Source organism: Spirosoma validum, from assembly GCF_014699035.1.
Taxonomy (GTDB): domain Bacteria; phylum Bacteroidota; class Bacteroidia; order Cytophagales; family Spirosomataceae; genus Spirosoma; species Spirosoma validum.
Window position 1 is genome coordinate 292,229 of record NZ_JACXAA010000002.1, and the last position, 25,347, is coordinate 317,575.

At 49.6% G+C, this 25,347-nt stretch carries 20 protein-coding genes; 14 read left to right on the plus strand and 6 right to left on the minus strand.

All coding sequences use genetic code 11. From position 1 onward, the window contains the following. Nucleotides 1-9 precede the first annotated feature (9 nt). The 3 genes from IC230_RS06110 to yidD all read right to left on the minus strand — a co-directional run bounded on the left by IC230_RS06110 (nt 10) and on the right by yidD (nt 1,189). Entirely contained in the window at nt 10-447 is a 438-nt protein-coding gene (locus IC230_RS06110) for a DUF4174 domain-containing protein (RefSeq protein ID WP_191038095.1), read from the minus strand. A gap of 48 nt (nt 448-495) precedes the next feature. Continuing rightward, entirely contained in the window at nt 496-873 is a 378-nt protein-coding gene (locus IC230_RS06115; protein ID WP_191038096.1) for a co-chaperone GroES, read from the minus strand. Between the two features lie 106 nt (nt 874-979). Further along, on the minus strand, nt 980-1,189 hold the full coding sequence (yidD, locus tag IC230_RS06120; RefSeq protein WP_191038607.1) for a membrane protein insertion efficiency factor YidD: 210 nt from the start codon (nt 1,187-1,189) through the stop codon (nt 980-982). 163 nt (nt 1,190-1,352) lie between these two features. Between yidD and lgt the strand changes: the two genes are divergently transcribed. From lgt to IC230_RS06140, 4 genes are all read left to right on the plus strand, one after another. Beyond that, nucleotides 1,353-2,198 carry a prolipoprotein diacylglyceryl transferase gene (gene lgt, locus IC230_RS06125; RefSeq protein WP_191038097.1) on the plus strand — a complete coding sequence of 282 codons (846 nt, stop codon included), beginning with the start codon at nt 1,353-1,355 and terminating at the stop codon, nt 2,196-2,198. A gap of 182 nt (nt 2,199-2,380) precedes the next feature. Beyond that, nucleotides 2,381-4,504, plus strand: coding sequence for a S9 family peptidase (locus IC230_RS06130; protein ID WP_191038608.1), 2,124 nt, complete (start codon nt 2,381-2,383; stop codon nt 4,502-4,504). A gap of 43 nt (nt 4,505-4,547) precedes the next feature. After that, on the plus strand, nt 4,548-6,188 hold the full coding sequence (locus tag IC230_RS06135; RefSeq protein WP_191038609.1) for a M1 family metallopeptidase: 1,641 nt from the start codon (nt 4,548-4,550) through the stop codon (nt 6,186-6,188). An 89-nt stretch (nt 6,189-6,277) separates the two neighbouring features. Continuing rightward, the gene (locus tag IC230_RS06140; protein ID WP_191038098.1) at nt 6,278-6,904 is read left to right on the plus strand and encodes a transposase; all 627 of its coding nucleotides are present in this window, start codon (nt 6,278-6,280) and stop codon (nt 6,902-6,904) included. Between the two features lie 72 nt (nt 6,905-6,976). Here IC230_RS06140 and IC230_RS06145 read toward each other — a convergent pair whose 3' ends face one another. Together IC230_RS06145 and IC230_RS06150 are read right to left on the minus strand one after the other, a co-directional pair. Further along, nucleotides 6,977-7,924, minus strand: coding sequence for a carbohydrate kinase family protein (locus tag IC230_RS06145; RefSeq protein ID WP_191038099.1), 948 nt, complete (start codon nt 7,922-7,924; stop codon nt 6,977-6,979). Nucleotides 7,925-8,012: 88 nt separating this feature from the next. After that, nucleotides 8,013-9,392 (minus strand): MFS transporter, encoded by a 1,380-nt coding sequence (locus tag IC230_RS06150; protein ID WP_191038100.1) that lies wholly within the window; start codon nt 9,390-9,392, stop codon nt 8,013-8,015. 122 nt (nt 9,393-9,514) lie between these two features. Here IC230_RS06150 and IC230_RS06155 point away from each other — a divergent pair, with 122 nt between their 5' ends. Further along, entirely contained in the window at nt 9,515-10,951 is a 1,437-nt protein-coding gene (locus tag IC230_RS06155) for a BamA/TamA family outer membrane protein (protein ID WP_191038101.1), read from the plus strand. Nucleotides 10,952-11,296: 345 nt separating this feature from the next. Beyond that, nucleotides 11,297-13,258 (plus strand): SPFH domain-containing protein, encoded by a 1,962-nt coding sequence (locus tag IC230_RS06160; protein ID WP_191038102.1) that lies wholly within the window; start codon nt 11,297-11,299, stop codon nt 13,256-13,258. Nucleotides 13,259-13,463: 205 nt separating this feature from the next. On the opposite strand, the gene IC230_RS06165 is transcribed toward IC230_RS06160, so the two are convergent. After that, complete coding sequence (locus tag IC230_RS06165) at nt 13,464-15,389, minus strand: M14 family metallopeptidase (RefSeq protein WP_191038103.1); 1,926 nt, start codon at nt 15,387-15,389, stop codon at nt 13,464-13,466. A gap of 291 nt (nt 15,390-15,680) precedes the next feature. Between IC230_RS06165 and IC230_RS06170 the strand changes: the two genes are divergently transcribed. The 8 genes from IC230_RS06170 to IC230_RS06205 all read left to right on the plus strand — a co-directional run bounded on the left by IC230_RS06170 (nt 15,681) and on the right by IC230_RS06205 (nt 25,296). After that, entirely contained in the window at nt 15,681-17,435 is a 1,755-nt protein-coding gene (locus IC230_RS06170; RefSeq protein ID WP_191038104.1) for an ABC transporter ATP-binding protein, read from the plus strand. Beyond that, complete coding sequence (locus tag IC230_RS06175; RefSeq protein ID WP_191038105.1) at nt 17,419-19,182, plus strand: ABC transporter ATP-binding protein; 1,764 nt, start codon at nt 17,419-17,421, stop codon at nt 19,180-19,182. The genes IC230_RS06170 and IC230_RS06175 overlap by 17 nt, the downstream gene beginning before the upstream one ends. Before the next feature lie 58 nt (nt 19,183-19,240). Further along, nucleotides 19,241-20,452, plus strand: a complete 1,212-nt coding sequence (locus IC230_RS06180) for a parallel beta-helix domain-containing protein (protein ID WP_191038106.1) — start codon at nt 19,241-19,243, stop codon at nt 20,450-20,452. Further along, a complete protein-coding gene (locus IC230_RS06185; RefSeq protein WP_223860365.1) occupies nt 20,442-21,491 on the plus strand; it encodes an SO2930 family diheme c-type cytochrome in 1,050 nt (349 codons plus the stop codon). Before IC230_RS06180 ends, IC230_RS06185 begins: the two co-directional genes overlap by 11 nt. Before the next feature lie 181 nt (nt 21,492-21,672). Next, entirely contained in the window at nt 21,673-23,262 is a 1,590-nt protein-coding gene (locus IC230_RS06190; RefSeq protein ID WP_191038107.1) for a serine hydrolase domain-containing protein, read from the plus strand. 53 nt (nt 23,263-23,315) lie between these two features. Then, the gene (locus tag IC230_RS06195; protein ID WP_191038108.1) at nt 23,316-23,831 is read left to right on the plus strand and encodes a GNAT family N-acetyltransferase; all 516 of its coding nucleotides are present in this window, start codon (nt 23,316-23,318) and stop codon (nt 23,829-23,831) included. A 228-nt stretch (nt 23,832-24,059) separates the two neighbouring features. Further along, on the plus strand, nt 24,060-24,440 hold the full coding sequence (locus IC230_RS06200; RefSeq protein WP_191038109.1) for a response regulator: 381 nt from the start codon (nt 24,060-24,062) through the stop codon (nt 24,438-24,440). 94 nt (nt 24,441-24,534) lie between these two features. Next, the gene (locus IC230_RS06205; RefSeq protein WP_191038110.1) at nt 24,535-25,296 is read left to right on the plus strand and encodes an MBL fold metallo-hydrolase; all 762 of its coding nucleotides are present in this window, start codon (nt 24,535-24,537) and stop codon (nt 25,294-25,296) included. Nucleotides 25,297-25,347 lie beyond the last annotated feature (51 nt).

A 25,347-nucleotide genomic window follows, 5' to 3' on the forward strand; every position in this document is an offset into this window, starting at 1 on the left:
GGTTCTGACTTAATTTTTTGCTTCCTGTTTCCGCATTGGCATGCTGTCGATTGTATCGAACAGTTCTTTTGCCGAGACGGGCTTTTGGTAGGTTTTCTTATGGAGCCCATCTTTGCCGATGAGCCAGCCTGCAAAATTGTCGGATGGGTTGAGCTTATAGTCGTGCATCAGAAACTGGCGGTCGGGTTCGGAAACCATCGATGCAATCAGCACAATGACATCCAGATCGCGTTCAGCAACTCCATCTTTTGCTTCCGTCAGGGCTTCCTGTTGCTCAATAAGATAGTGCTGCGCATCGTCGCGGCCGTAGATGAGTAACACCCGCCGATGATCTTTCTTTTCGTTCAATATCGCTTTAAGCGATTTCTGCTGGTTCGCTACGCTTTCCATAACAAAAGTAAGTCCCATTAGCAGGACTGTCAGAATCATCAACCAATAGTATCGCATAGTGTTTACGTAACGCGGCCGGTCGACATTCGATGGAAAACCGCAGGTTTATGACAAATCCTCTAATCGCTCCAGCATCAGAATCGATGACTGGGGTACAATAACGTACTGTTCCCCTTCGTACTGCAACTCGATGGCGTTCCGTTGTAGATACAGCGCTACGTCACCTTCCTGCGCCTGAAGCGGCATGTATTTCACTTTCTCTTCAGTTTCTTTCCAGGGTTCGTCTTCCGTCTGTACGGGAATCGGATAGCCTGGCCCCACTTTAATAACGTAGCCCGACTGCACTTGTTCTTTTTCCTGTACGGTTGGCGGCAGGTATAGGCCACTATTGGTACGGTCGGATGGGTCTTTGGGTTTAATCAGCACCCGGTCGCCAACGACGATCAGACGTTTAAGTTTATTATCAGCAGTAATTCCAAGCATGGTAATTGATGGTCAATAGTGTCAGTTGGTTGTCAAAAATCGGGCGAAGTTATTGGGCAGGTCAAAATGTCAGAACAGATGTCAAGACTCCAGACCAACTTTTTTTCTAGGGCACCGGATCATACCCATGACCACCCCACGGATGACAACGACTGATGCGTTTTAGCCCCAGCCACCCGCCCCGAACAGCACCGTGTTTACGAATGGCTTCAATTGCGTATTGCGAACAGGTTGGCGTATACCGGCAGGCATTCGGGAAATACGGTGACACAATGGCCTGATACACCTTGACCAGTCCGATCAGAATTGACTTCATCATACAGGCATAAACACGAAAACGGTCAAAAACTTTCCGGCAATACGTATCTTTGTCCGCTATCGTTATCAGATTCACTAGTAGCTTTGTCGTTCGAAGTTTTTTAGCCGTTTGTTCTAGCCACAAGCGGTAAACCACGAACTGTAAACGTATTCACTTTCTTATGCTGCAATACATTATTTGGGAAGTTAATCCTGAAATTTTTCACATCGGCTCCTTCTCGGTACGTTGGTATGGGCTGCTGTTCGCGCTGGGTTTTCTGATCGGCATGCAGATCATGAGCTATATTTTCAAGCAGGAAGATAAGCCCGTTGCCGATACCGATACGTTGCTGATTTATATGGTCGTCGCCACCATTCTGGGCGCACGCGTGGGCCATTTTCTGTTCTATGAACCCGATGTTCTGTTACACAATCCTCTAATCGTCATTACGCCCCCCTTTGCCGGGTTGGCCAGCCATGGAGCAACGATTGGTATTCTGACTGGACTCTGGCTGTATTCGCGCCGGAAAGAAAGCCGGGCGACGAGTCAGACATTTCTGTGGGTAACCGACCGTATTGTTATCGTTGTCGCGCTGGCAGGAGCCTGTATTCGCTTCGGTAATCTGATGAACTCGGAGATCGTTGGTCGCCCGACGGACGTTCCCTGGGCGTTTGTTTTCATGAATAACAGCGAATACGCCAAGATTCCGCGCCATCCCGCGCAATTGTACGAGTCGATTTCCTGCCTGATCCTGTTTTTTCTTCTGTTCTGGTTCTGGAGACGCTATAAGGAACGGACGCCCCGCGGCAGCATGCTCGGTATTTTTCTGATCTGGGTGTTTAGCCTCCGTTTTTTATACGAATACCTGAAAGAAAATCAGGTGGCGTTTGAAAACACAATGGCGCTGAACATGGGTCAGATTCTGAGTATTCCGGCTGTATTGATGGGGATTTATTTTGTGATACGTAGCTACCAGACACCCGTTGTGGTTCCGGCACGTAACGAATCGAAAGAGACAACTCTGTAGAAAGACGCATTAGAATTTTATTGGCTTCTGCTCATTTTGGAGACGGTGCCACAGAAAGGTGTATTTTTGGTCATTCTTAACCGCTTTTACACTCTTATTCTGTGGAGCCGTCTCTTTCTAGTTTTCGTCAACAAGTATCTATTCTTTTCTTAAGTCTGACTGTCTGTACTGCCCAGGCTCAGATACCCGGTCGTCAGACGCACTGGGCCGCTAATGGAAATGCCTATGCGGCTAACGTACAGGGAAATATCGTTCAGACTGATATTCGCACGGGTACTAAAATCACGCTGATACCCAAAGAAAAACTGCGCCAGCCGGGAGGCACTCAGGTGATGTCTGCTACGGACTTTGCGTTCACGCCCGATAGTGCGAACGTACTGATTTTCACCAATACTGCCCGGGTTTGGCGATACAACACACGCGGTGATTATTACCTAATTAATCGGGCCTCCGGCCAGGCTCGCAAACTTGGGCAGAATCAGCCCGCGCAGTCATTGATGTATGCCAAACTGTCGCCGGATGGACGTAACGTAGCGTATGTTAGTGAGCATAATTTGTACGTAGAAGATGTTGCGACCGGAAAAGTAACGCAGCTTACCAGCGACGGAAGCCGCAAGCGGATCAACGGTACGTTCGACTGGGCCTACGAAGAGGAGTTTGGCTGTCGGGATGGCTTTCGCTGGAGCCCGGATAGTAAACAGATTGCTTACTGGCAGGTCGACGCGACCAAAATTCGCGATTACCTGATGCTGAATACGACCGATTCCGCTTATTCGCACGTCATACCGGTTGAGTATCCGAAAGTTGGCGAATCGCCATCGCCCGCTCGTATCGGTATTGTGTCGGCATCGGGTGGATCAACCAACTGGCTGAATATTCCCGGCGATCCGCAGCAGCATTACCTGACGCGTATGGAGTGGTTGCCCGCCGGTGGCAGCGTGATTGTGCAGCAACTGAATCGCAAACAGAACGAAAGTAAAATACTCATCTGCTCAGTCGCCAATCGAACGATTACGCCCATCTATACCGAAACGGATAAAGCCTGGATCGACGCGAAAGAGCGCTGGAACAGTGATGATCCCAGCGGATGGGAGTGGCTGAAAGGTGGGAAAGAATTCGTGTGGGTGTCTGAAAAAGACGGCTGGCGTCACCTGTACCGCGTAAGCCTCGACGGGAAAACAGAAACCCTACTGACGCCCGGTTCGTATGATATTGAAACGATCAGCCGGATCGACGAAGCCAACAACCAGATTTATTTCATTGCCTCGCCACAAAACCCCAACCAGCGGTATCTGTACCGAATCCGGTTGGATGGCAAAGGTAAAGCCGAACGCATCACGCCTGTCGGCCTGGACGGAACCCACGGCTACACGATTTCTTCCAACGGACGTTTTGCGCAGCATACGTTCACGAATTATCAGACGCCACCCGTGCAGGAGTGGGTGAACCTGCCCGACCACAAGCCCGTTAATGCGGAGGAAAGTATTGCGTCGCGCATGAAACCAGTAACGAAATCCAACGTTAGCTTTTTCAACGTAACAACGGAGGATGGCGTTACGGTCGATGGCTGGATGGCGAAACCGACCAACTTCGACAGCACGAAAAAATACCCAATCGTTTTTTACGTCTATGGCGAACCGGCGAGTAGTACGGTCAACGATGTTTTTTCGGTTGGAAACAACTTTCTTTTCCAGGGCAGCATGGCCGATGCCGGTTACCTTTACGTAGCACTCGATAACCGGGGAACGCCGAACCTGAAAGGAGCCGTTTGGCGAAAGTCGATCTATCGGCAGATTGGCCGGATCAATGTTCGGGATCAGGCGATGGCCGCCCGGAAGCTGTTTGCCCGGCATGCTTACATCGACACGAGCCGCGTTGCGGTTTGGGGATGGAGTGGGGGAGGTTCCAGTACGTTGAACCTACTTTTCCAGTATCCGGACATCTATAAAACCGGAATCGCCATTGCCGCCGTTGGGAATCAATTATTTTACGACAATATCTATCAGGAACGGTATATGGGTATCCCGCAGGAAAATCGGGAAGATTTCGTGGCTGGATCGCCCGTTACGCACGCGAAAAACCTGAAGGGAAACCTGTTGTACATTCACGGTACCGGCGACGATAACGTACATTACGACAACGCCGAAGTGCTGATCAATGAATTGATAAAACACAACAAGCAATTCCAGATGATGCCTTACCCCAACCGCTCGCATGGCATTTACGAAGGCGAAGGTACGCGGCAACATCTGCAAACGCTGTACACCAATTATTTACGTCAATACTGCCCACCTGGCCCACGCTAACGACCGTAGCCCGGCCAGGCTACTCCGAACCATATCGACCCAAATGATAACGACCCGATTCCTGACAATCTGTCTATTTCTTTTACCCGTTCTGGCTTCGGCTCAGCGCTATGAGTTTACGCACGATGATACGTTGCGGGGCTCTATTACGCCCGAACGGGCCTGGTGGGATCTGGCTTTTTATCACCTGAACGTGCGGGTTCAACCGACCGACAGTACGTTGCGCGGCTCGACGGAAATCCGCTATCGGGTATTGAAACCAAACCAGACCATGCAGGTGGATTTACAGCGTCCGCTACGGGTGGAGCGCGTGGAACAGGATGGAAAATCACTTGATTTTCGGCAGGATGGCAATGCGTATTTCGTTACGTTGACGAAGCCGCAAAAACCTGGTCAGACAGAAGCCGTTACGGTTTACTACGCCGGAAAACCCCGCGTGGCAAAGCGGCCACCCTGGGACGGCGGGATGGTCTGGTCACGCGATCGGGCGGGAAACTGGTTTATTGCTACTGCCTGCCAGGGATTAGGCGCCAGTGCGTGGTGGCCCTGTAAAGATCACATGTATGATGAACCCGATTCGATGGCCATTAGCGTAACGGTTCCCGAAGACCTGATGGACGTATCGAACGGGCGGCTTCGCCACGTAACGACCAACGATGATCATACCCGGACGTTTGACTGGTACGTTAAAAATCCGATCAATAATTACGGCGTTAACCTCAACATTGCCCGCTACGAGCATTGGGCGGAAACCTATGAAGGTGAAAAAGGAAAACTGGATCTGAATTACTACGTTCTGCCGGAACACCTCGATTCCGCGAAGGTCCAGTTTCAGCAGGTGCCTAAAATGTTAAAAGCCTTTGAATACTGGTTCGGACCGTATCCGTTTTACGAAGACGGCTATAAGTTGGTCGACACACCCTATCTGGGAATGGAACACCAGAGTTCTGTTACGTATGGCAACCACTTTCGGAATGGGTATCTGGGCCGGGATCTCTCGCAGACGGGCTGGGGACTACGCTGGGATTTTATCATTGTGCACGAGTCGGGTCACGAGTGGTTTGCCAATAACATTACGTATAAAGACGTAGCGGACATGTGGATTCACGAGAGTTTTACGAATTATTCCGAATGTCTGTTCACGGAATACTATTATGGCAAAGAAGCGGGCGCGCAGTACGTAATCGGCTGCCGGGCGCTGATCCGTAATAATAAACCCATTGTTGGTACGTATAACGTCAACCATTCGGGGTCGGGTGATATGTATTACAAAGGCGGCAACATGATCCACACCATCCGGCAATTGGTTAACGACGACGTGAAATGGCGGCAGTTGCTACGGGGTATGAACAAAACGTTTTATCACCAGACCGTTACCGCGCAGCAAATTGAGCAGTATATGATTAAGCAGACAGGCCTTAATTTACAGCCGGTCTTTGATCAATACCTCCGCGATACGAAACTTCCCATTTTAGAATACCGCTCGACTGCCGGTGGAATACAATACCGATGGACGAATTGCGTAGCGGGTTTTGCGATGCCTGTGCGGGTGTGTCTGGGCGAATCAGGGCCATATCGGACTATACAACCAACCATGCAGTGGAAAACATTGCCTTCGGCTGGCGCAACAACGCTAACCGTCGATGCCAACTACTACGTATTGTGTAAGCGGGTAGGTGAATGACACTTACTCAGAAAATCGACCATCGTGTCAGGAGAACCAATAAATTGCTGTCCGTTAATGAATACGGTATTACGTAACTACTCTAAACTATGCGACCGAACCTAAAATCATTCTGTACAGGATTGCTTTCCGTTACGTTATTGATGAGTTGCGGAGAAACGAAAGAAGAGAAAAAGAATGACGATGAGGATGAATCGGTGTCGGCAGTGGGGGCGGTTGGTGCTCTCAAAGACATCGCCACCAGAGCCGGAGAGATGCAGAAAAACGGCCCCGTCGAAACGGTTAATTTCCGTTCGCTGAAAGAGTTGCTACCTGCTGATGTTGATGGTCTGGCCCGCAAAGAAGCTACCGGTGAGAAAAATGGCGCGGCTGGTTTCACGGTCTCGACCGCTACAGGCAACTATGCGAACGACGACAACAGCGAAACCATCGAAGTAAGCCTTGTAGACGGAGGTGGTTCCGTAGTGATGATGGGTTTAGCCGCCTGGTCGATGATTGAGGTGGACAAAGAAACCAAAAACGGATACGAAAAAACCAGTACGATGGGCGAGAATAAATCGTACGAGAAATACGATAATACCGACGAATCGGGTGAGATCGCCTTACTGGTCAACAAACGATTTATCGTTACGGTAAAAGGAAAGGGTGTGAGCATGGATAAGCTCAAAGAGGCCCTGAAAGCTGTTGATCTGGATAAGCTGGCAGCGCTGAAATAGCCGAAGTAATGACATACGTATCGCGGCCTTTAGTACTATCTTGCTAGAACGTACTAAAGGCCGCGATACGTATTACTCAAAATAGGTGTACAGCAATTGGCGATTAACTTTATCAGGAAGTGGCCCCTGTCGGGTTAACTTCATCTTCGCCATGGCTGCACCGGCCTGGGCACAATTGCCGGGTGTGTGGCCATCTAAATACGCGGTCAGAAAACCCGCCCAATAGGCATCGCCTGCGCCGGTTACGTCCACCACATCGATCTTCCTTCCTGGAATTCGTACTTGTTGCGCTCCACTTTCGTACGAGACCAGACTTCCATCGGCCCCCAGTGTCAGGCAGATGATGGTAGCGCCCATTTTATGAAAATCATTTAGGACTTGTTCCGGCGTCTGACGTTCGCCATAGAGCCGTTCCACATCGTCCTCACTGATTTTTACCAGCGCTCCAGCTGAAAGATAGTCGGTTAGTACGCGCCATGCCTGCTGCCGGTCAGGCCAGATGCTTGGTGCATAATTGGCATCAATCGTAACCTGACAACCCGCGGCCTTCGCCCGTTTAGCCGCGTCGACAATGGCATCCTGAGCCGGCTGTCGGCTCAGGGCAAAACAGGTCGTATGGAACAGTTGCGTTTTCGCCAGTAACGAGTCGGGAAGTTGCTCGGATTTAATGCAGGAATCAGCGTGGCGATACGCTACAAAATCGGGCGTACCGGCTGTGCGTGAAACGACAACTATGGTGGTTGGTTCAGACGAGTCTGTCGTAATGTATTGGGTTTCAACGCCCGATTCTTCAATTTGCCGGGTAAGGTATTTTCCGATACTATCATTGCCGACACAAGCAACCAAAGCGGCCTTGTTACCTAACCGGGCCATATTTGTAGCCATGTTGGCGGGGCTGCCACCCTGGTATCGACGAAAATCCAGCGCATCAATTAAACTGTTTGATACATGATGGCCAATAAAATCGGCCAGTAATTCGCCAACAGACAGAAGGGCGTAAGGACGTGGTGAGGGTATCATGTAATGAAGTTCTGATTTTTGATTGGTGATTTCGGATTGACAATATCTACATTGATCCGAAATCATCAATCAAAAATCATCAATAGAATTAGTTTCCTCCTGGTTCAATCGGGAACGCAGCTTCTTCACTGGCTCTGTTCTCTTTCACCAAAAAACAGGAGGCAGCGGCTAGCAGCAGACAAACACCGGCTAAAGCGAGTGCGTTACGTGGATCATTTTTCAATAGAGTCGGATAGAAGAGCCGGACGGTTAGATTATTAACAATCTGTGGAACAACGATAAATCCGTTGAAAATACCCATGTAAACGCCCATCCGTTCGGCCGGTACAGAACTTGATAGCAATACGTATGGCATCGACAGAATAGAGCCCCAGGATAGGCCTACCAGAGTCATGCCGATAAAGAAAACATACTTGTCGTTAGACAGGAGCATTGACAGAAAACCCAGCCCGCCAATGGTCAGAAAAACGGCGTGTGTCGCCCGACGCCCGATCCGGTCAGCAATGGCTGGCAGGAAAAAAGAAATGCTAAAACACCCTACGTTGAACATGGCGAAGCATAAATTTCCCCACTCAATACCTTCCTGAAAGCCTGGCGATTCGGCCGTAGGGGCATTGAATGCATGACGAGCGACGGCCAGAGTCAGATATTGCCACATGAGTGGCAAACCAAACCAGGTGAAGAATTTGACCCACCACAACTGCTTCATGGTCGTGGGCATCTCCTTAAAGGCGTGGAAAATTTCCGAAAAAGCACCGCTAATACCACTGCCTTCCTGCTTCATCCGTTTGAACTCCTCCATGTCCTCTGGCGGATATTCATTCGTCGTGTACATCGTCCATAAAACGGCCAGTATGACCGCTACGCCACCAATATAGAAAGGATATTTGATGCTATCCGGAATCACGTTGGCGGCAACAACAGCGGTTGTCGTCAGGCCCAGGAGTCGGAAAATAGTAGGCATCAGGTTGGCCAGCGTTTGACCAAATCCGACGAAGAAACTCTGCACGGCAAACCCCAGATCACGCTGTTGGTCATTGAGTTTATCGCCGATGAACGCCCGGAATGGCTCTTGAGTAATGTTTAGGCCCGTATCCAGAATCCACATTAAACTGGCCGCCATCCAGAGCGCCGAGGAATTCGGCATTAGAAACAGCGCTAAACTAGTGCAGATAGCGCCGATGAGAAAAAACGGTTTCCGGCGTCCCCAGCGCGTCGACCAGGTCCGGTCGCTGATTGAGCCAATGATCGGCTGAACGATCAGTCCCGTTATCGGACCAGCCAGCCATAAGATCGGGATATTGGCTTCATCGGCCTGTAAGTACCGAAAAATTGGGCTCATGTTGGCTTGCTGCAGACCAAAGCCGTACTGAATGCCAAAAAATCCGAAACTCATGTTCCAGATCTGCCAGAAACTCAGGTTGGGTTTAACTTTAGTACCTGGTTTCTGAATATTACCCGTTTGCATGGATTATTGTATATTTAAAGAGTCATCATAGGTTTTTAGCAAAAGCCAACAATAATACATACTGATTTGCAGGATATAGAGATAATCTTGTCTTATTTTTTTGAAAAGACGTACTTTTGAGAATGTTTCCCAGAAAGTGGCTGGTCGTTATTTTTGTACTAACGGCGTTTATCTTCTCTTCTCAAACCGTCTTTGCCAACACGTCGGTTGATTCGACTCAGAAAGTCCTTGTGCGCTCGGTAACGCTCAAAGGCAACTACCGCACGCGCGACCGAATCATTCTGCGGGAAATGTCAATTCACGTAGGTGACTCTATCCGGCTGACCGATTTAACTGACCGTGTGGCTTGGGATCGGCGTAATATCGAAAATACAACCCTGTTTATTACCGTCGATACGGAAACGCAGATTACGCCCGCGGCAGATTCGGCACAATCCCCTCAGCTTGATCTGACCGTTCTGATGAAGGAGCGATGGTACATCATTGCGTACCCGGTTTTTGACATAGCCGATAGGAATTTTAACGAATGGTGGTACGACCGGGGTCGAGACTTGCGCCGGGTTATCTACGGCGGACGATTAAGTTACCGCAACGTAACGGGTACGAACGACCGGCTACAGGTTGGTGTTGAACTTGGGTTTCTACAACGTATTGGTTTGTCGTATTCAAAGCCGTACATCGACCGGGCGCAGAAAATCGGTTTGCGCGTCGATCTGTCGTACCAGACCAACAAAGAAATTCCCTATCGTACACAGTTTGATAAGTGGGTATTTACCCGGTCGGATGATGTTCTGCGGGAACGGGCGTATGCTGCGGTTAGTTTAACCCATCGGCGCGGACTCTACCACTACCATGGCTTCGATACCCGCTACAACCGCAACACGATCGCCGATACTGTTGCCCGAATCAATCCCGACTATTTTCTGGACGGTCGAACGGTGCAACGCTACTTATCGATGAGTTACAGTTATCGCTACGACAGACGCGATAACGTCGTTTATCCGTTGCAGGGGACGTTGTTTACGGGTATTGTTGGCGTAGCAGGATTATTGCCGAACGATAATTTTCATTTTCTGGAGATGTCGGCCGCCATTACACGTTACTGGCCCCTGGGCGGCAAGTTTTACGCGGCCGGAAGCTTGCGGGGGCGCTCGACCTGGCCCGCTCGTCAGCCTTATTTTAACCTGCGTGGCCTCGGTAGCTCGCTCGACATGGTACGCGGCTACGAGCTATATGTAGTGGATGGTCAACGAACGGCCGTCTGGCGAAATAGCGTTCGTTATCAATTGTTTAACGTACGAAAACAGTTGAACTGGTTGCACGTTCGGCAGTTTAACACCCTACCCATTTCAGCGTATATCACTGCCTTTGGCGATGCGGGTTACGTTAGCAGTACGGTTGCTGAACAGTATCAAAGTCTACTGGCCAATCGGCTGCTCGTCGGGACGGGCATGAGCCTTGACGTAGTAACGTTCTACAATTTAGTGATGCGCTTCAGCGGCACTATCAACGGGCAGGGAAAAACGGGTTTCTTCTTCAACCTGGCGCAGGAATTGTAACGTCAGGCTGCTTGTTTTATGGGGTGTCAGGTGCTTAAACCTGGCATCCTCGCGTCAGCAAAAGTGTCAGGTTTGAGAACTTGGTATCACATCGAGAGCCGAAATCAATATTGATATCCATTCATCAACACCCCTGCACAATTCGACAGGTAGGTAACCAATCATCCGAATTCTGATGCGCTGGAGTATGCGCATCCTGTACATTTGACGAGTCAATCTGACCAATCAATTGTTACGCCAATGTAGGCCTATTATCTTCATTTCCTGCCTGATCAGCAAGCCTTTGACGCTGCTGAGATTCTCGTTTTCTATTCATTTTCTTAACCGTTTAACATCCGTTCATTCATGGAATTTTTACCTCTTGTTTCGACATGGAGCTGGGTAATCCTGCTCTTTTTTGCAGTCGTTCTCTACAAATGGGTGCTGCGTTTTCTGTTTGGTATGGTCATTGTACCCGAAGACCGGATTGGCCTAATTACGAAAAAATACGTACTTGTTGGACCTGATCGTGGCTTACCCGATGGACGTATCATTGCTACCAAAGGGGAGGCTGGTTATCAGGCGCAGACGTTGGCGCCGGGTTTATACTGGTGGATGTGGCCGTGGCAATACGGCATTACGATGGAGCCATTTACGGTTGTACCGGAAGGTAAAATTGGACTGGTCTTATCGAACGACGGGGCCGAACTTCCGACGGGTAATATCCTGGCCCGGCGCGTTGATTCGGATAACTTTCAGGATACCGAACGCTTTCTGACCAATAGCGGACAAAAAGGTCGGCAAACGGCCGTGTTGACGCCCGGAACGTACCGGATCAATCCGTACGCGTTCACGGTTACGATTGCGGATATGACCGTTATCAAAGAAAATAAGGTCGGCATTATTACAACACTCGATGGCGCTCCCTTACAACCGGGCCAAATTGCTGGTAAGCACGTAGAGGGACACAATAACTTTCAGAACGTTGACTTTTTTTTGCAGAACGGGGGTAATCGGGGGCTGCAGCCACAGGTAGTACTGGCAGGTTCCTATTATATTAATCCGTGGGCGGTACAGATTGAAGAACTTCCGATGACCGAAGTCCCTATCGGCCACGTAGGGGTTGTAATCTCGTACATCGGTGAAGACGGAGAAGATATTACAGGCGAGTCATTCAAGCATGGTAATATCGTTCGGAAAGGGTTCCGGGGTGTCTGGATGGAGCCGTTGGGACCGGGTAAATATCCCATCAATATGTACACGATGAAAGTTGAGAAAGTGCCAACAACGAATCTGGTGCTCAACTGGGCGAATGCCCGCACCGAATCGCACGATCTTGACCGCAATCTATCGACGATTACTGTTCGCTCAAAAGACGGTTTTCCGTTCAACCTCGACGTCGCGCAGATTATCCATATTCCCTCGACGGAGGCCCCAAAAGTGATTGCTCGTTTTGGTAGTATGAATAATCTGGTGTCGCAGGTACTGGAGCCAACCATCGGTAACTATTTCCGGAACTCGGCGCAGGATTCCGACGTGATTGCGTTCCTGAGTACACGGAAAGAACGTCAGGAAGCTGCCCGCGAACACATCCGGACTGTACTGGAGGTTTATAACGTCAATGCCGTCGATACGTTGATTGGTGATATTGTGCCGCCCGATAGCCTGATGAAGACCCTGACTGATCGGAAAATTGCGCAGGAAGAAGAAAAAACCTACGATACACAACGGATGGCGCAGGAAAAACGACAGGGTATGGAACGCGAAACAGCCTTGGCCGACATTCAGCGCGAGGTAGTGAAAGCGCAGCAAAGCGTCGAGATTGCGCAACGTACGGCGGATGCCGCCGTGAAAAAATCAGAAGGGGAGGCCCGCAGCTTAAAACTACAGGTTGGCGCAGAGTCGGAAGCAACAAAAATTCGGGCTGAAGCCAATGCCGAAGCGCGTCGTCGACAAGCCGCGGCTGATGCCGAAGCCACCAAATTAACCGCCGACGCTGAAGCGGAACGGATTGCTAAAACAGGTACGGCCGAAGCCGAGAAAATTCTGGTCATTGGTCGCTCCACGGCCGAAGCCTATGAATTGCAGGTACGGGCCATGGGCGACGAAAACTTTACCCGTTTCAAAATTACCGAAGAGATTGGCCGGGGGCAGATTCGGGTTATCCCCGACATCATTATCAATGGCGGAGGTAACGGAGCCGATGGTTCGCTCAACGGACTGATGGGGTTGCAGTTACTGGAACAGATCGAAGCGCGTAAAACGGGTAAGCCCATAAAAATTGTCGACGTAACGAAACCCGTTGAGAAGAAATCAGGAGAGAAATAACCAGAAAGGTATGTTGCCCCGCCTGCTTTTATGCGTATGGAAGTCTAGTGTGACCCGGCTGGTGTCGTATGTATATAGAAGAGAATGAACTCTATAAACATACGACCCCGCTGGGGTCGCACCAAGTGGCTGGATTAAACCCGCCATATAAACAGACGTAGTGATGAATCTTACTGGTTGTCTGATTCTTATAAGTAAAATTCGATTACTTTTTATCACCAATCGTAATCTCCTTTTCCTTGTAACCGCCCCGTGTGGATAACAATTTGACTTTCACTTTGATTGGCCCCGGCTGGTTGAGCTTGACCCGGAACGTCGCTTCCTTTTTCTCGCCTATGTTCGTATAGCCTGCATAAATGGTTTTGTCCACCAGCTCGGGTTGCGTGATTGTTACTTTGGCATCCTGGAAGCCTTTCAGCAGGTTTTTGTCAATATCCAGCGTAACGCGGTCTTCCGGCACCATCTTAATTCGCTTCGCTTGTTCCAGCGCTACGGGCAATTTTCCCGAGTTAGTCCAGGTTACTTTGACTTCGTACTCGTTGTTTGCCAGAGGCTTTATCGTTACGTCGGTCAGATCAATTTGCGGCAGTTCTTTTGCCATCGCCAGATTAAAACGCGATTCTTTTGCAATCCAGTTTTCCAATTGCCAGGCCGGACCGTTCTGCGCGAAGAATTTGGGATGAAAGCCACCAAGTTCAACTGCGCCCAGTTGCGGGTGCGTGAATTTTGTCCAAGGCTTGAAACCTCGTTTACCGTTGGCTTCATCGTCCCACATCAGGCCATCGTATTCGTCGTATTCACCGTCGCCATCGTAATCTTTCATAGCACCCCCGTTCCATAGCTCATCGCCGTACCAGACCGAACCGTACTGAAAATAACCGAAATCCGGACCATGCCCGAACAAAGGCACTGCCTTGGACGGGTCGCCTGTTACGCGATCCACTTTGCTACGGGTATTGTAGACTTCGTACACGTCGCCTGCCCACGGATAATTTGTGAACGAGAGTCCCAGACTGTCCATGTGTTTGTAGATGGCCAGATCCTGTGGGAACATACTTTCGGCGCTGGTCGAGGTGGAGGGTGGGCGTAGATGCATGGGTACGCGTGTGTCCATTGAGTTCACGACGGAAATGTTTGGATGCCCCATGAGCCAGACAAACGTAGCGCGTGTTTCGGGTTCGCTAAGCGGGTAGTCGCTGGCACCTCCCTGCGTGTAGCCCCGGTTTGTAAAATCACCGCCCTGATCCGGACGCCAGTTTTCGGGATAATTGCGGTGATTGTCTAAGCCGCCAATGCCGTCTTCGTTGTATTTTCCATCGCCGTCGTTATCAATGCCCTCGGTATAAACCAGCCAGTTGCCCTGACCCTCACGTACTTTTTTCATCAACCTTCCCGATTTGTCCCTGGGGTCGATCACGAAATCCGCTTTTTCTAATTCCTCTTTCGTGGTAGCCTTTTTCCGAATCTGGTAGATAATACCATCGCCATCAAGATCGTCTTCCGCATCTTCATCGAACAGCCCGTCCCGATCATCGTCGCGCGGACGTAGTGAACTGCGGTTCCGTTGCGCTGTAAACAAATACATGGTCGCGCCATCGGGGTTGTTCTGCGGACGTAGGTAAATCGTTTTGGTATCCAGCAGTTTCGTGATCGACGCATCTTTTCCGTAGTTATCCAGCAGGTGTTTAGTCAACCACAGAACCGCTTCGCTGCTCGTTACTTCGCCACTATGCCGACCACCTTCAAAATAGGCTGCGGGCTTATCAGTATGCTTACCCGTTTTCTTGTTCGTCAGCGTCATTTGCAGAATTGGCCGGCCTTCGTAGCTCTTCGCCACTTCGTACAGCTCCACCAGATTTGGGTACTGTTCAGCCCATTTCCGGCACCAGCTATACATCACGTCGGGGGTGTGATACGTATCGAATGAGAGCGTGTTACCCATTACGTACTGCACCTCCTTGAATTGATGTTTCTTGAAATAACTGATGCCGTGCCGATCGCCTTTTACGGTATAGAACTTACGGGCGGTGTCCTGCTCAGGCCATTTTTCTTCAGTACCATAATAAGACTTTTGAGCGTAAAGAGCTGATGACCAAATAAAACAGAGTAGAAACGTACTGAATCTGTTCATAAAGAGTGGTTAAAAAGAAAAATGAGTGGAGTCGTAAATAGCAGACGATATTTTGAGTTAGCAATTTATGGATGATTTTGAGTTTAGTGCCAATTGCCGAAGAATCTATTAAAAAAGAAAACAAAACCAACTTTAATTGCTAAATCCACGATGGAATCGCTCGCTGAAGACCTGCCTGACAAAAAGAAAAATATTAAAAATGAATTAAAATGGTTGGCCTCTACAGACTGCCCCTTTTCCGTTTTTCTTACATTTGGTAGCCATCTTGCTTAGCGAGCTAATCACATTCGTATGGATAAAGCTACTCCCCAGAAAGAAGCCGCTAAACAGTCTCCTCCGTCTTTGTTGAGTCTGCTCAAGCCATATTCCCGGATGATTCTGCTGCTGATTGTCCTGGCGCTGGCTAGCAACGGAATCAATCTGGTTTTGCCTCTTCTCATTTCGCATGGAATTGATGCCTATAGCGCTGGCCAGTTCGTGCTGAAAACCACAGTTGTCGAATTTCTGGGAGCGGCTATACTCATTTTCGTTTTTACGTATCTGCAAAGCATCGTGCAGACGTATGCGTCGGAACGCGTAGCCCGGGATTTACGCACGCAACTGGCTGATAAACTATCCCGTCAGAGTTTTGCGTACATTCAGCAGACCAACCCATCCAGGTTACTAACCAACCTGACATCGGATATCGATTCAGTCAAGACGTTCGTTTCGCAGGCGCTTGTCTCCATTGTTTCATCCCTTTGCCTTATCATCGGAACCAGTATTCTACTAATCAGCATCAATTGGAAACTGGCGCTGGCAGTGCTGGCCATTGTACCGATTATTGGCATTACGTTTTATCTGGTGCTGAAAAAAGTACGGGTGTTGTTCGTGCGCAGTCGGGAAGTAATTGACTGGCTGAATAAAGTTATTAACGAAAGTATTCTGGGATCGGCGCTTATTCGGGTCATCAACTCGCAACAGCTTGAATACGACAAATTTCTGGCGGCCAATACCGATGCGAAAGATGTAGGAATCGCCATTTTGCGTCTGTTTGCTGCACTGATTCCGGTTATTAGTTTCACCGCGTCGATGGCAGGACTAACCATTTTGGTACTGGGTGGCCATTTTGTTATCGTCGGAAGTATGTCGCTGGGCAACTTCGCGGCTTTCAACACCTATCTGGCGTTACTCATTTTTCCGATCATTATCATTGGTTTCATGAGCAACGTAATCGCGCAGGCGTCGGCGTCATACCAGCGGGTGAACGACGTGTTGCAGGCGCCGGAAGCGGCCAAAAGCGGTACAGTGCATGTCGCCTTAACCGGTGAGGTTGATCTTCACGACGTATCCGTGTATTATGGCGAAAAACCGGTTCTGAAAGCTGTTTCGTTCACGGTCAACGCCGGGACCCGGACGGCTATTGTTGGACCAACAGCCGCTGGAAAGAGCCAGTTGCTGTTTTTATTGACTGGATTGATCAAGCCTACGTCAGGTCGTGTGAATTACGATGGTCAATCCATTGACAGTTACGATGAAGATACGTTTCATCAGCAGGTCGGCTTTGTCTTTCAGGATAGTATTATGTTCAACCTGAGCCTGCGCGAGAACATTGCCTTCAATGAAGCCGTCACTGACGAGTCGATGAAGCGAGCGATAAACACCGCCGAATTAGGCGATTTTGTAGAATCACTACCTGATAAACTGGAAACGATCGTGTCCGAACGAGGCAGTAGCCTGTCAGGCGGACAGAAACAGCGGATCATGCTGGCTCGTGCTTTAGCACTCAATCCAAAAGTGTTGTTGCTGGACGATTTTACGGCACGGGTTGACGCCAGTACGGAACAGAAAATTCTGGCAAACATACAGCAGAACTATCCCGGAATGACGCTGATTTCAGTCACGCAGAAAATTGCAGCCGTTGAAAACTACGAGCAGATCATCCTGCTCATGGAGGGCGAAGTAATCGACAAAGGTACCCATTCACAATTGATGGCGATCAGCCCCGAATACGTTCAGATCTATCAATCGCAACGGAGCACGAACCAGTATGAACTACGATCTTAATCAGTTTGTCGGGCAGAAGGAAGAGAAAAATGCTACGTACAAAGCGCTTCGCAAACTATTGACGCTCATCAATGATGAGCGCCGGACGTTGATGCTGGCGTTTATCGCGATTCTGATCAATTCGGGGTTGAGTCTGGTAGGCCCTATGCTGATTGGTCGTACCATCGACCGTTACATTCAAACGAAACAATACGACGGAGTTTTGCGTAATGCGGGTCTGCTGCTTGGGCTTTATACGATTGCGTTCGGAACCAACTACCTGCAAACCCGCCTGATGGGGGGCGTAGGGCAACGCACGCTGTTCAAACTCCGCAACGCGGTGTTTACTAAATTGCAGGAATTGCCCGTTGCGTTCTTCAACCAGAACAAAGCCGGCGATCTGATCTCCCGGATTAACAATGACACTGATAAACTGAATCAGTTTTTTTCGCAGTCGCTGATGCAGTTTGTGGGCAGCCTATTTACCATGACCGGAGCTGGGTTGTTTCTCCTGTTTATTGACCTTCCTCTTGGAGCTGCGGCCCTATCACCGTCTATCTTTATCTGGCTGTTCACGAAAGCTACGTCGGCCTGGGTAAAACGAAAGAATGCCGTTAACCTGAAAAGCGTGGGCGGCCTGAGTGCTGAAATTCAGGAAAACCTGAATAATTTCAAGGTGATCATTGCCTTTAATCGGCGCGATTATTTTCGGAAACGTTTTGCTGAAGCCAACCAGCAGAACTACAGAACGGCTGTTGAAGCAGGTATCGCCAATAACGTTTTCATCCCCGTTTATGGACTGGCCGCCAGTGTGGGCCAACTGATCGTACTGACATTTGGGATTTACCTAATTTCGACGGGCCATTTCTCGATTGGATTGCTGCTTAGCTTTTTGTCGTACGTAACGAATTTTTACAACCCGCTTCGGCAGTTAGCGGCTCTCTGGGCTAATTTCCAGGTGGCGCTGGCAGGCTGGGACCGTATTTCGCACATGCTGGCGTTACAATCCGATCTGCAAATTCTTGAAAATCCGTTAACCGTACCCACGTCGTCGCTGCTGTCGTTTCAGAATGTATCCTTCAGTTATCCGAACGGGCATGAAGTGCTGCATAACATCAGTTTTACGCTGGAACGTGGCAAAACCTATGCGCTGGTAGGCCCGACCGGAGGGGGCAAAACCACAACAGCCTCCCTGATTGCCCGTTTGTACGATCCCACGAGCGGAACCGTTTTACTGGATGGAAAGGATATTCGCACCTACGGTTCCGAAGAACGTACCCGTAAAATTGGCTTTATTTTGCAGGAGCCGTTTTTGTTTACGGGCACGGTTCGCGAGAATATTCTATACGGCAACGAGCGTTATCAAAACTATTCCAACGAGCAACTGGCTCAAGTGATCCGGGAGGCTAATCTGGAAGGATTGCTGGATCACTTCGATGAAGGGCTGGATACGAACGTACTGGCAACCGGCGATTCGATCAGTTTAGGACAGAAACAACTCATCGCGTTCATGCGGGCCGTGTTACGTAACCCTGACCTGCTGATTCTGGACGAAGCCACCGCCAACATCGATACCGTTACGGAGCAACTACTGGAAGAAATTCTGCAAAATCTTCCTGAAACCACCACCCGCATTATCATTGCCCACCGACTGAACACCATCGAAACCGCCGATGAGATTTTCTTTATCAACGCCGGGCAGGTTACCCGCGCTGGATCCTTCAACGAAGCCGTCGATATGTTGCTACAGGGCAAGCGTGTGAGTTAAGAAAAAGGTGTAACTTATCGGAACTTTACGTAAGTCTATTTCCTAACTTCCTTTAGTCATGAAACCTTATTTATGCATCTTGATGATCTGCCTGATTTACGCACAGGCCTGGTCACAGGCTGATGTCCAGAAACGCTATCAGACAAAACTGATTATGGCCGAGGACGGCAGCACGATTGATCTCGATCAGGGGACGTTTACCTTCACCAGTACATTATCGTTACAGGATAAAAAGCGCATTGTAATTCGGGGGAAAGGCGTCGATAAAACTGTATTGAGTTTCAAAGGTCAAACCGACGGGGCTGAGGGTCTGCGCGTGTCGAATGGCGAAAACATCGTTATCGAAAACCTGACGGTTCAGGACAGCAAAGGTGATGGCATCAAAACCATGAACGTCAAAGGCATTACGTTCCGAAACGTCAAGGTAGAGTGGACGGGTGGCCCCAAAGCCGAAAACGGAGGGTACGGACTGTATCCGGTGCAGTGCGACAACGTAGTGATTGATCAATGTACGGCCATTGGCGCTTCCGACGCGGGCATCTATGTCGGGCAGTCGCGCGGGATTGTCGTGAAGAACAGCAAAGCACATCATAACGTAGCGGGCATCGAAATCGAGAACTCAAAAAACGCTGATGTTTTCGACAACGAAGCGTACGAAAATACGGGGGGCATTCTGGTCTTCGATTTGCCCGATCTGGTCCAGAAACAGGGTGGAAACGTGCGGGTTTTTAATAATTACGTTCACGATAACAACCTGCCGAATTTCGCCCCCGCCGGAAACATTGTCGCCAGCGTATCAGACGGTACGGGTCTGTTGATTTTGGCTGCGAACGGTGTAGAGGTATTTAACAACCGGTTTATTCACAACCAAAGCGTTAACACAGGCATTATCAGTTATCTGCTGACCGAACTGCCTATCAAAGACAAAGCCTATTATCCGTTTTCAACGGCAGTGTCTATTCATGATAATGTCTACGAACGGAAGCCCGGCCCGGCGAGTCAGCGTGGCCGCTACGGCAAACTCTTTGAACAAATTCTGAAAGGAGGGCAGGAAGTGCCGAATATTATCTACGACGGCATCGCTGACCCCGCTACGTTCGATAAAGACGGAAAACCGCTAGCCGACAAGCGTATCTGCATTCGTAACAACAAGAATCAGAGTTTAGTAAATCTCGACGCGGGCCGTGGATTCAAAAATGTGTCGCTCGATGCAGCTGCTTTCGATTGCCAGCTTGCGCCACTTAAAGCAACAGCGGTCAATGCTCGCTAACGGAATGCGTACCTATCTGTTCGGGAGTTTGTCCGTACTCGTTGCCTGGTTGACGTTGGTTAGCTGGCGGACGGCGGCTGTGCCCGAGAAATTATCTGAGTACGGTTTCTTTACCGGAAAGCTGGCTGATCAACAACCGGCGGCCGGGGTAGTGCCCTATACGCTCAATACGCCTTTGTTTTCGGATTACGCCGAGAAGCTACGGTTCGTCAAACTGCCTGCCGGACAAGCGGTTGCTTACAACGATACGTCGGTCCTGAATTTTCCAGTCGGCACAACCCTGATTAAAACCTTCTATTTTTCTAATGATTTTCGCAATCCGGCTAAAGGGCGACGGCTGATGGAAACGCGGTTACTGGTTCACCAGGCCGAGGGTTGGAAGGCGTTCGATTACGTCTGGAACGACGAACAAACCGACGCCGTGCTGGAAGTGGCGGGGGATACCAAAATGGTACGGTACATCGATGCGAAAGGCGAAAACCGCCAGCATGCGTATATGATTCCAAACCTGAACCAGTGTAAAGGATGCCACAACCGAAATGAAGTGATGGTGCCCATTGGCCCGTCGATACGTCAGCTCAATGGTGATTTGGCGTATACTGGAAAGAAAGAAAATCAATTAGCGCACTGGCAACGTAGCGGTATGCTAACAGGTTTGCCCGCTTTGTCGACATGCCCGAAAACACCCGTCTGGAACAAACCTGAAACCGGTTCCCTCAACGACCGCGCCCGCGCCTGGCTCGACATCAACTGCGCGCATTGCCACAATCCTAACGGTCCAGCGATGACGTCGGGGCTGAATCTGAGAATTTCTGAAACCGACCCCACCGCGTTGGGTATTCTAAAACCACCCGTTGCAGCCGGACGCGGTTCAGGTGGTCATCAGTTCGACATCGTACCCGGCAAACCTGACGAGTCCATCCTGATCTACCGCCTGCATTCGACCGATCCCGGCGAAATGATGCCCGAACTCGGCCGTAAAACCGTTCATACGGAAAGCCTGGCCTTGCTGCGGGAGTGGATCAACGCCATGAAGTAACGTAGCGTGGACGGCCACGTCCGCGTAACCGCCAGGCTAATAGCCCCACGCTAAATTGGAAATACCGGTTTGCCAGATTTTTAGCCTGACGGCTGCGCGGACTGAAGATCCACGCTACGTATTCTATTCGGTTATTTGTTAAGTTAGCAGCACTGATACAACCTCCACTTCGCGCATCTCTATGAAATTGCTTTTGCCAGCCCTTGCCCTAGCGGCCTCCTCTGTTTTTGCCCAACAAACTACGTCAAGCCGTACGGTTGCCCACGTAACAACGTACCAACCGCCGGTTTTTGCCGATGCTGACCGAGCGAAGAAATTAGAAGAGGCTTTCCCCATCATCGAAAAAATATATAAAGATGCCGCCGAAAAACGGCATTTTCCGGGCGTAGCGTTCGGTATTGTTCTGGATGGAAAGCTGGTGTATTCGGGCGGGGTAGGGTATACCGACGTAGCGAAAAAGATACCGGCAACACCCAAATCCTTATTTCGAATTGCCTCAATGACCAAGAGTTTTACGACGATGGCCATTCTGAAGCTTCGTGACGAAGGCAAACTCCGGCTCGACGATCCCGCTGAAAACTACATTCCGGAACTGAAAAACCACAAATACCTGACAGCTGATGCCCCTAAAATAACGGTCCGTAATCTGATGACGCATTCGGCTGGTTTTCCCGAAGATAATCCCTGGGGCGACCGCCAACTGGCCGATACGGATGCAGATCTAACGACGCTGATCAAAGGGGGAATCTCCAATTCTAATGTACCAGGTTTTGCGTATGAATATAGTAATCTGGCGTTTGCCATGCTGGGACGTATCATCAAGGTTGTATCGGGTAAGCCCTACCAGCAGTACATCACCGAATCCATTCTGAAGCCGCTCGGTATGAACGATACGCAGTGGGAATATACCCGCGTTCCGGCGGAAAAGCTGGCGCACGGCTATCGCTGGCAGGATGAAACATGGCTGGAAGAGCCGCTACTGCACGACGGATCGCACGCAGCAATGGGTGGTCTGATTACGTCCATTGAGGATTTTAGCCAATACGTAGCGTTGCATCAGGCTGCCTGGCCCCCACGTTCCGACGACGATAACGGCCGGAATGTCCCGGCGGGGAACCGCGTACCACCGGTCAAACGCAGTTCAATTCGGGAGATGCACCAACCCTGGACGTTTTCGAGTTTATTGGCGCAGGCTAAAAATTCGGCGGGACAATTATGTCCTGAAGTAACGGGCTATGGATACGGAATCCGCTGGGGACAGAACTGCAAAGGGCAAACCGGCATCGGCCATACGGGTGGATTACCCGGCTTCGGGAGCCAGTGGCGTATTCTGACGGAATACGGGATTGGGGTCATCGCCTACGCCAATCTGACCTATGCCGGAATGGGGGCTGTTAACGCAGCTGTGCTCGATACGTTGGTGAGTATCGGGCAACTGAAACCTCGACAACTGCCCGTATCGCCGATTCTGGCGCAACGTAAAGCCGAGTTAGTGAAGCTACTTCCTGACTGGACAAACGCTGAGAAAAGCGGCATTTTCGCAGAAAACTTTTTTCCTGACAAATCCGTCGCGATTCGCCGAAAAGTTGTGCAGGATTTATACGCCAAAGTGGGTAAAATTCAGCGTGTGGGTGAACTCATGCCCGAAAATCAACTTCGCGGTCGCTTTCAGCTAGAGGGCTCAACAGGTACTATCGACGTATTTTTCACACTGACTCCTGAGAATCCGGCGTTAATTCAGCAACTCGATTTTCGGGAAGTGGTACGATAAACGACTCCCGGTATCTCGGCATAACAATGTCTTTTATAAATTCTTAGAAATTAATGACAACCGACTCCATTTCAGTTGCTACCGAACAGGATGTACCACGCTTAAATAGGTTAGTAAACAGTGCTTATCGGGGCGAAAGCTCAAAAAAAGGCTGGACCTCGGAAGCGGATTTGCTGGATGGTATTCGTACTGACGAGGAAGGGCTGCGAATCATGTTACGAAATCCAGACGTAACGATTTTGACATACGAAGAAAATGGGCAATTGCTGGGATGTGTGGCTCTGGAGACGAAAGGGCAGGACCTATATCTGGGAATGCTGACCGTTTCGCCAGAGGCACAGACCAGTGGTATTGGTAAGAAAATAGTAGCTTCTGCCGAACAAATCGCTCGGGAGCAGGACTACCGAGCGATTACGATGACGGTCATTGCGGTACGTCATGAACTGATTGCCTGGTACGAACGACGCGGTTATCAGGCCACCGGAGAGAAACGACCCTTTCCAGATGATCCGCGCTTTGGACTTCCTAAACAACCCCTGGAATTTATTGTCATGGAAAAATTGATGTAAAATCAGCTTGCCCGTAGATAAGCTGTAATGTTGATCAGAACAGTGGCAGAACTCGGGTTGACCAAGAACTAGTTGATCAGAGAATTTTCTGGTTAAGCCTACTAAATCGCTCTAGACATTCGAGTAAAAAGAAAGCGTTAACCGTTTTTGACAAAAATGCTCTTTTGCGTTTGCCGATTTAACTGCTAATTTCACCACCATAAAACGAAACACGATCTTTCAAGCCCTATGTCAGCTTCCAAACGCGTCCTGATTGCCGAAGATAGCTCCGTTATCCAGAATCTGGCCCGCAAAATTCTTGAGTTTCAGAATTACGACATTACAGCCGTCAAAAATGGTGAGCAAGTGTTGCAGATTCTGGAAAAAGAAGACTTCAGTATCCTCCTGTTAGATATCAATATGCCCTTGATGGACGGTATGGAGTGTGTTCGGCGTGTTCGGGCTTTACCAGACAAGGAAAAGGCCGAGGTGCCTATCGTCGCCATTACAGGTAACGCTAAAAATTACACAGAAGAAGAGTTCAAAACCGCCGGTTTTAACGACGTACTCGTAAAGCCACTCAACTTTGATCGGCTGGTAGAAGTGGTCAATCAACTAACGGATAAATAAAAAGGAGTAAAGGGAGGGGAGGGAAGAAAGAGAGTAAAGGGTTCGTATTACCAACTCCCTCTCCTCCCTTTACTCCTTCTTCCCCTTCCTCCTTATGCTTATTACGCTGCTGGGTACGGGAACGTCATCGGGTGTACCGCTGATCGGGTGTACATGCGAGGTGTGCCGCTCAGTCGACTTTCGGGATAAACGATTGCGTTCGTCGGTTCATATAGCCGTAGACGGCCATAGTTTCGTCATCGATACGGGTCCAGACTTCCGCCAGCAGGTCCTTCGATTGAATCTACAGCAGCTCGATGCCGTTTTATTTACGCATGAACACAAAGACCATACGGCAGGTCTGGATGAAGTCAGAGCGTATAATTTCCGGTCAGGGCAGGACATGCCTGTTTATGGCCGCCCAACAGTACTAGCGCAACTTCAGCGCGAATTCGCTTACATTTTTGCCGAACACAAGTACCCCGGTATTCCCCGTATTCGGCTTCACGAGATCAGTAACCAGCCTTTCGACGTATTATCGGTACCGGTTACCCCAATCGAAGCCATGCACCATAAGTTGCCCGTATTTGGCTATCGTATTGGCGATTTTACGTATCTCACGGACCTCAATTACATTTCGGACGAGGAGCTGGAGAAGGTTTACGGGACTAAAATACTTGTCCTTGATGCGCTCCAGCGTCAGGAGCATATCTCTCATTTCACTCTCGATCAGGCCGTAGCTTTGGCGCAACGGGTAGGCGCTAACCGAACGTATTTCATCCACATTAGTCATAAGCTTGGCCTGCACAGTGAGGTCGAAAAAGAATTGCCGTCTACTATCCGACTGGGATACGATGGTTTACAGATTCGCCTGTAAGGCTGGGACAGTGGTGGTACAAACCAATTCGTTCTACGTATCGTTACCCGG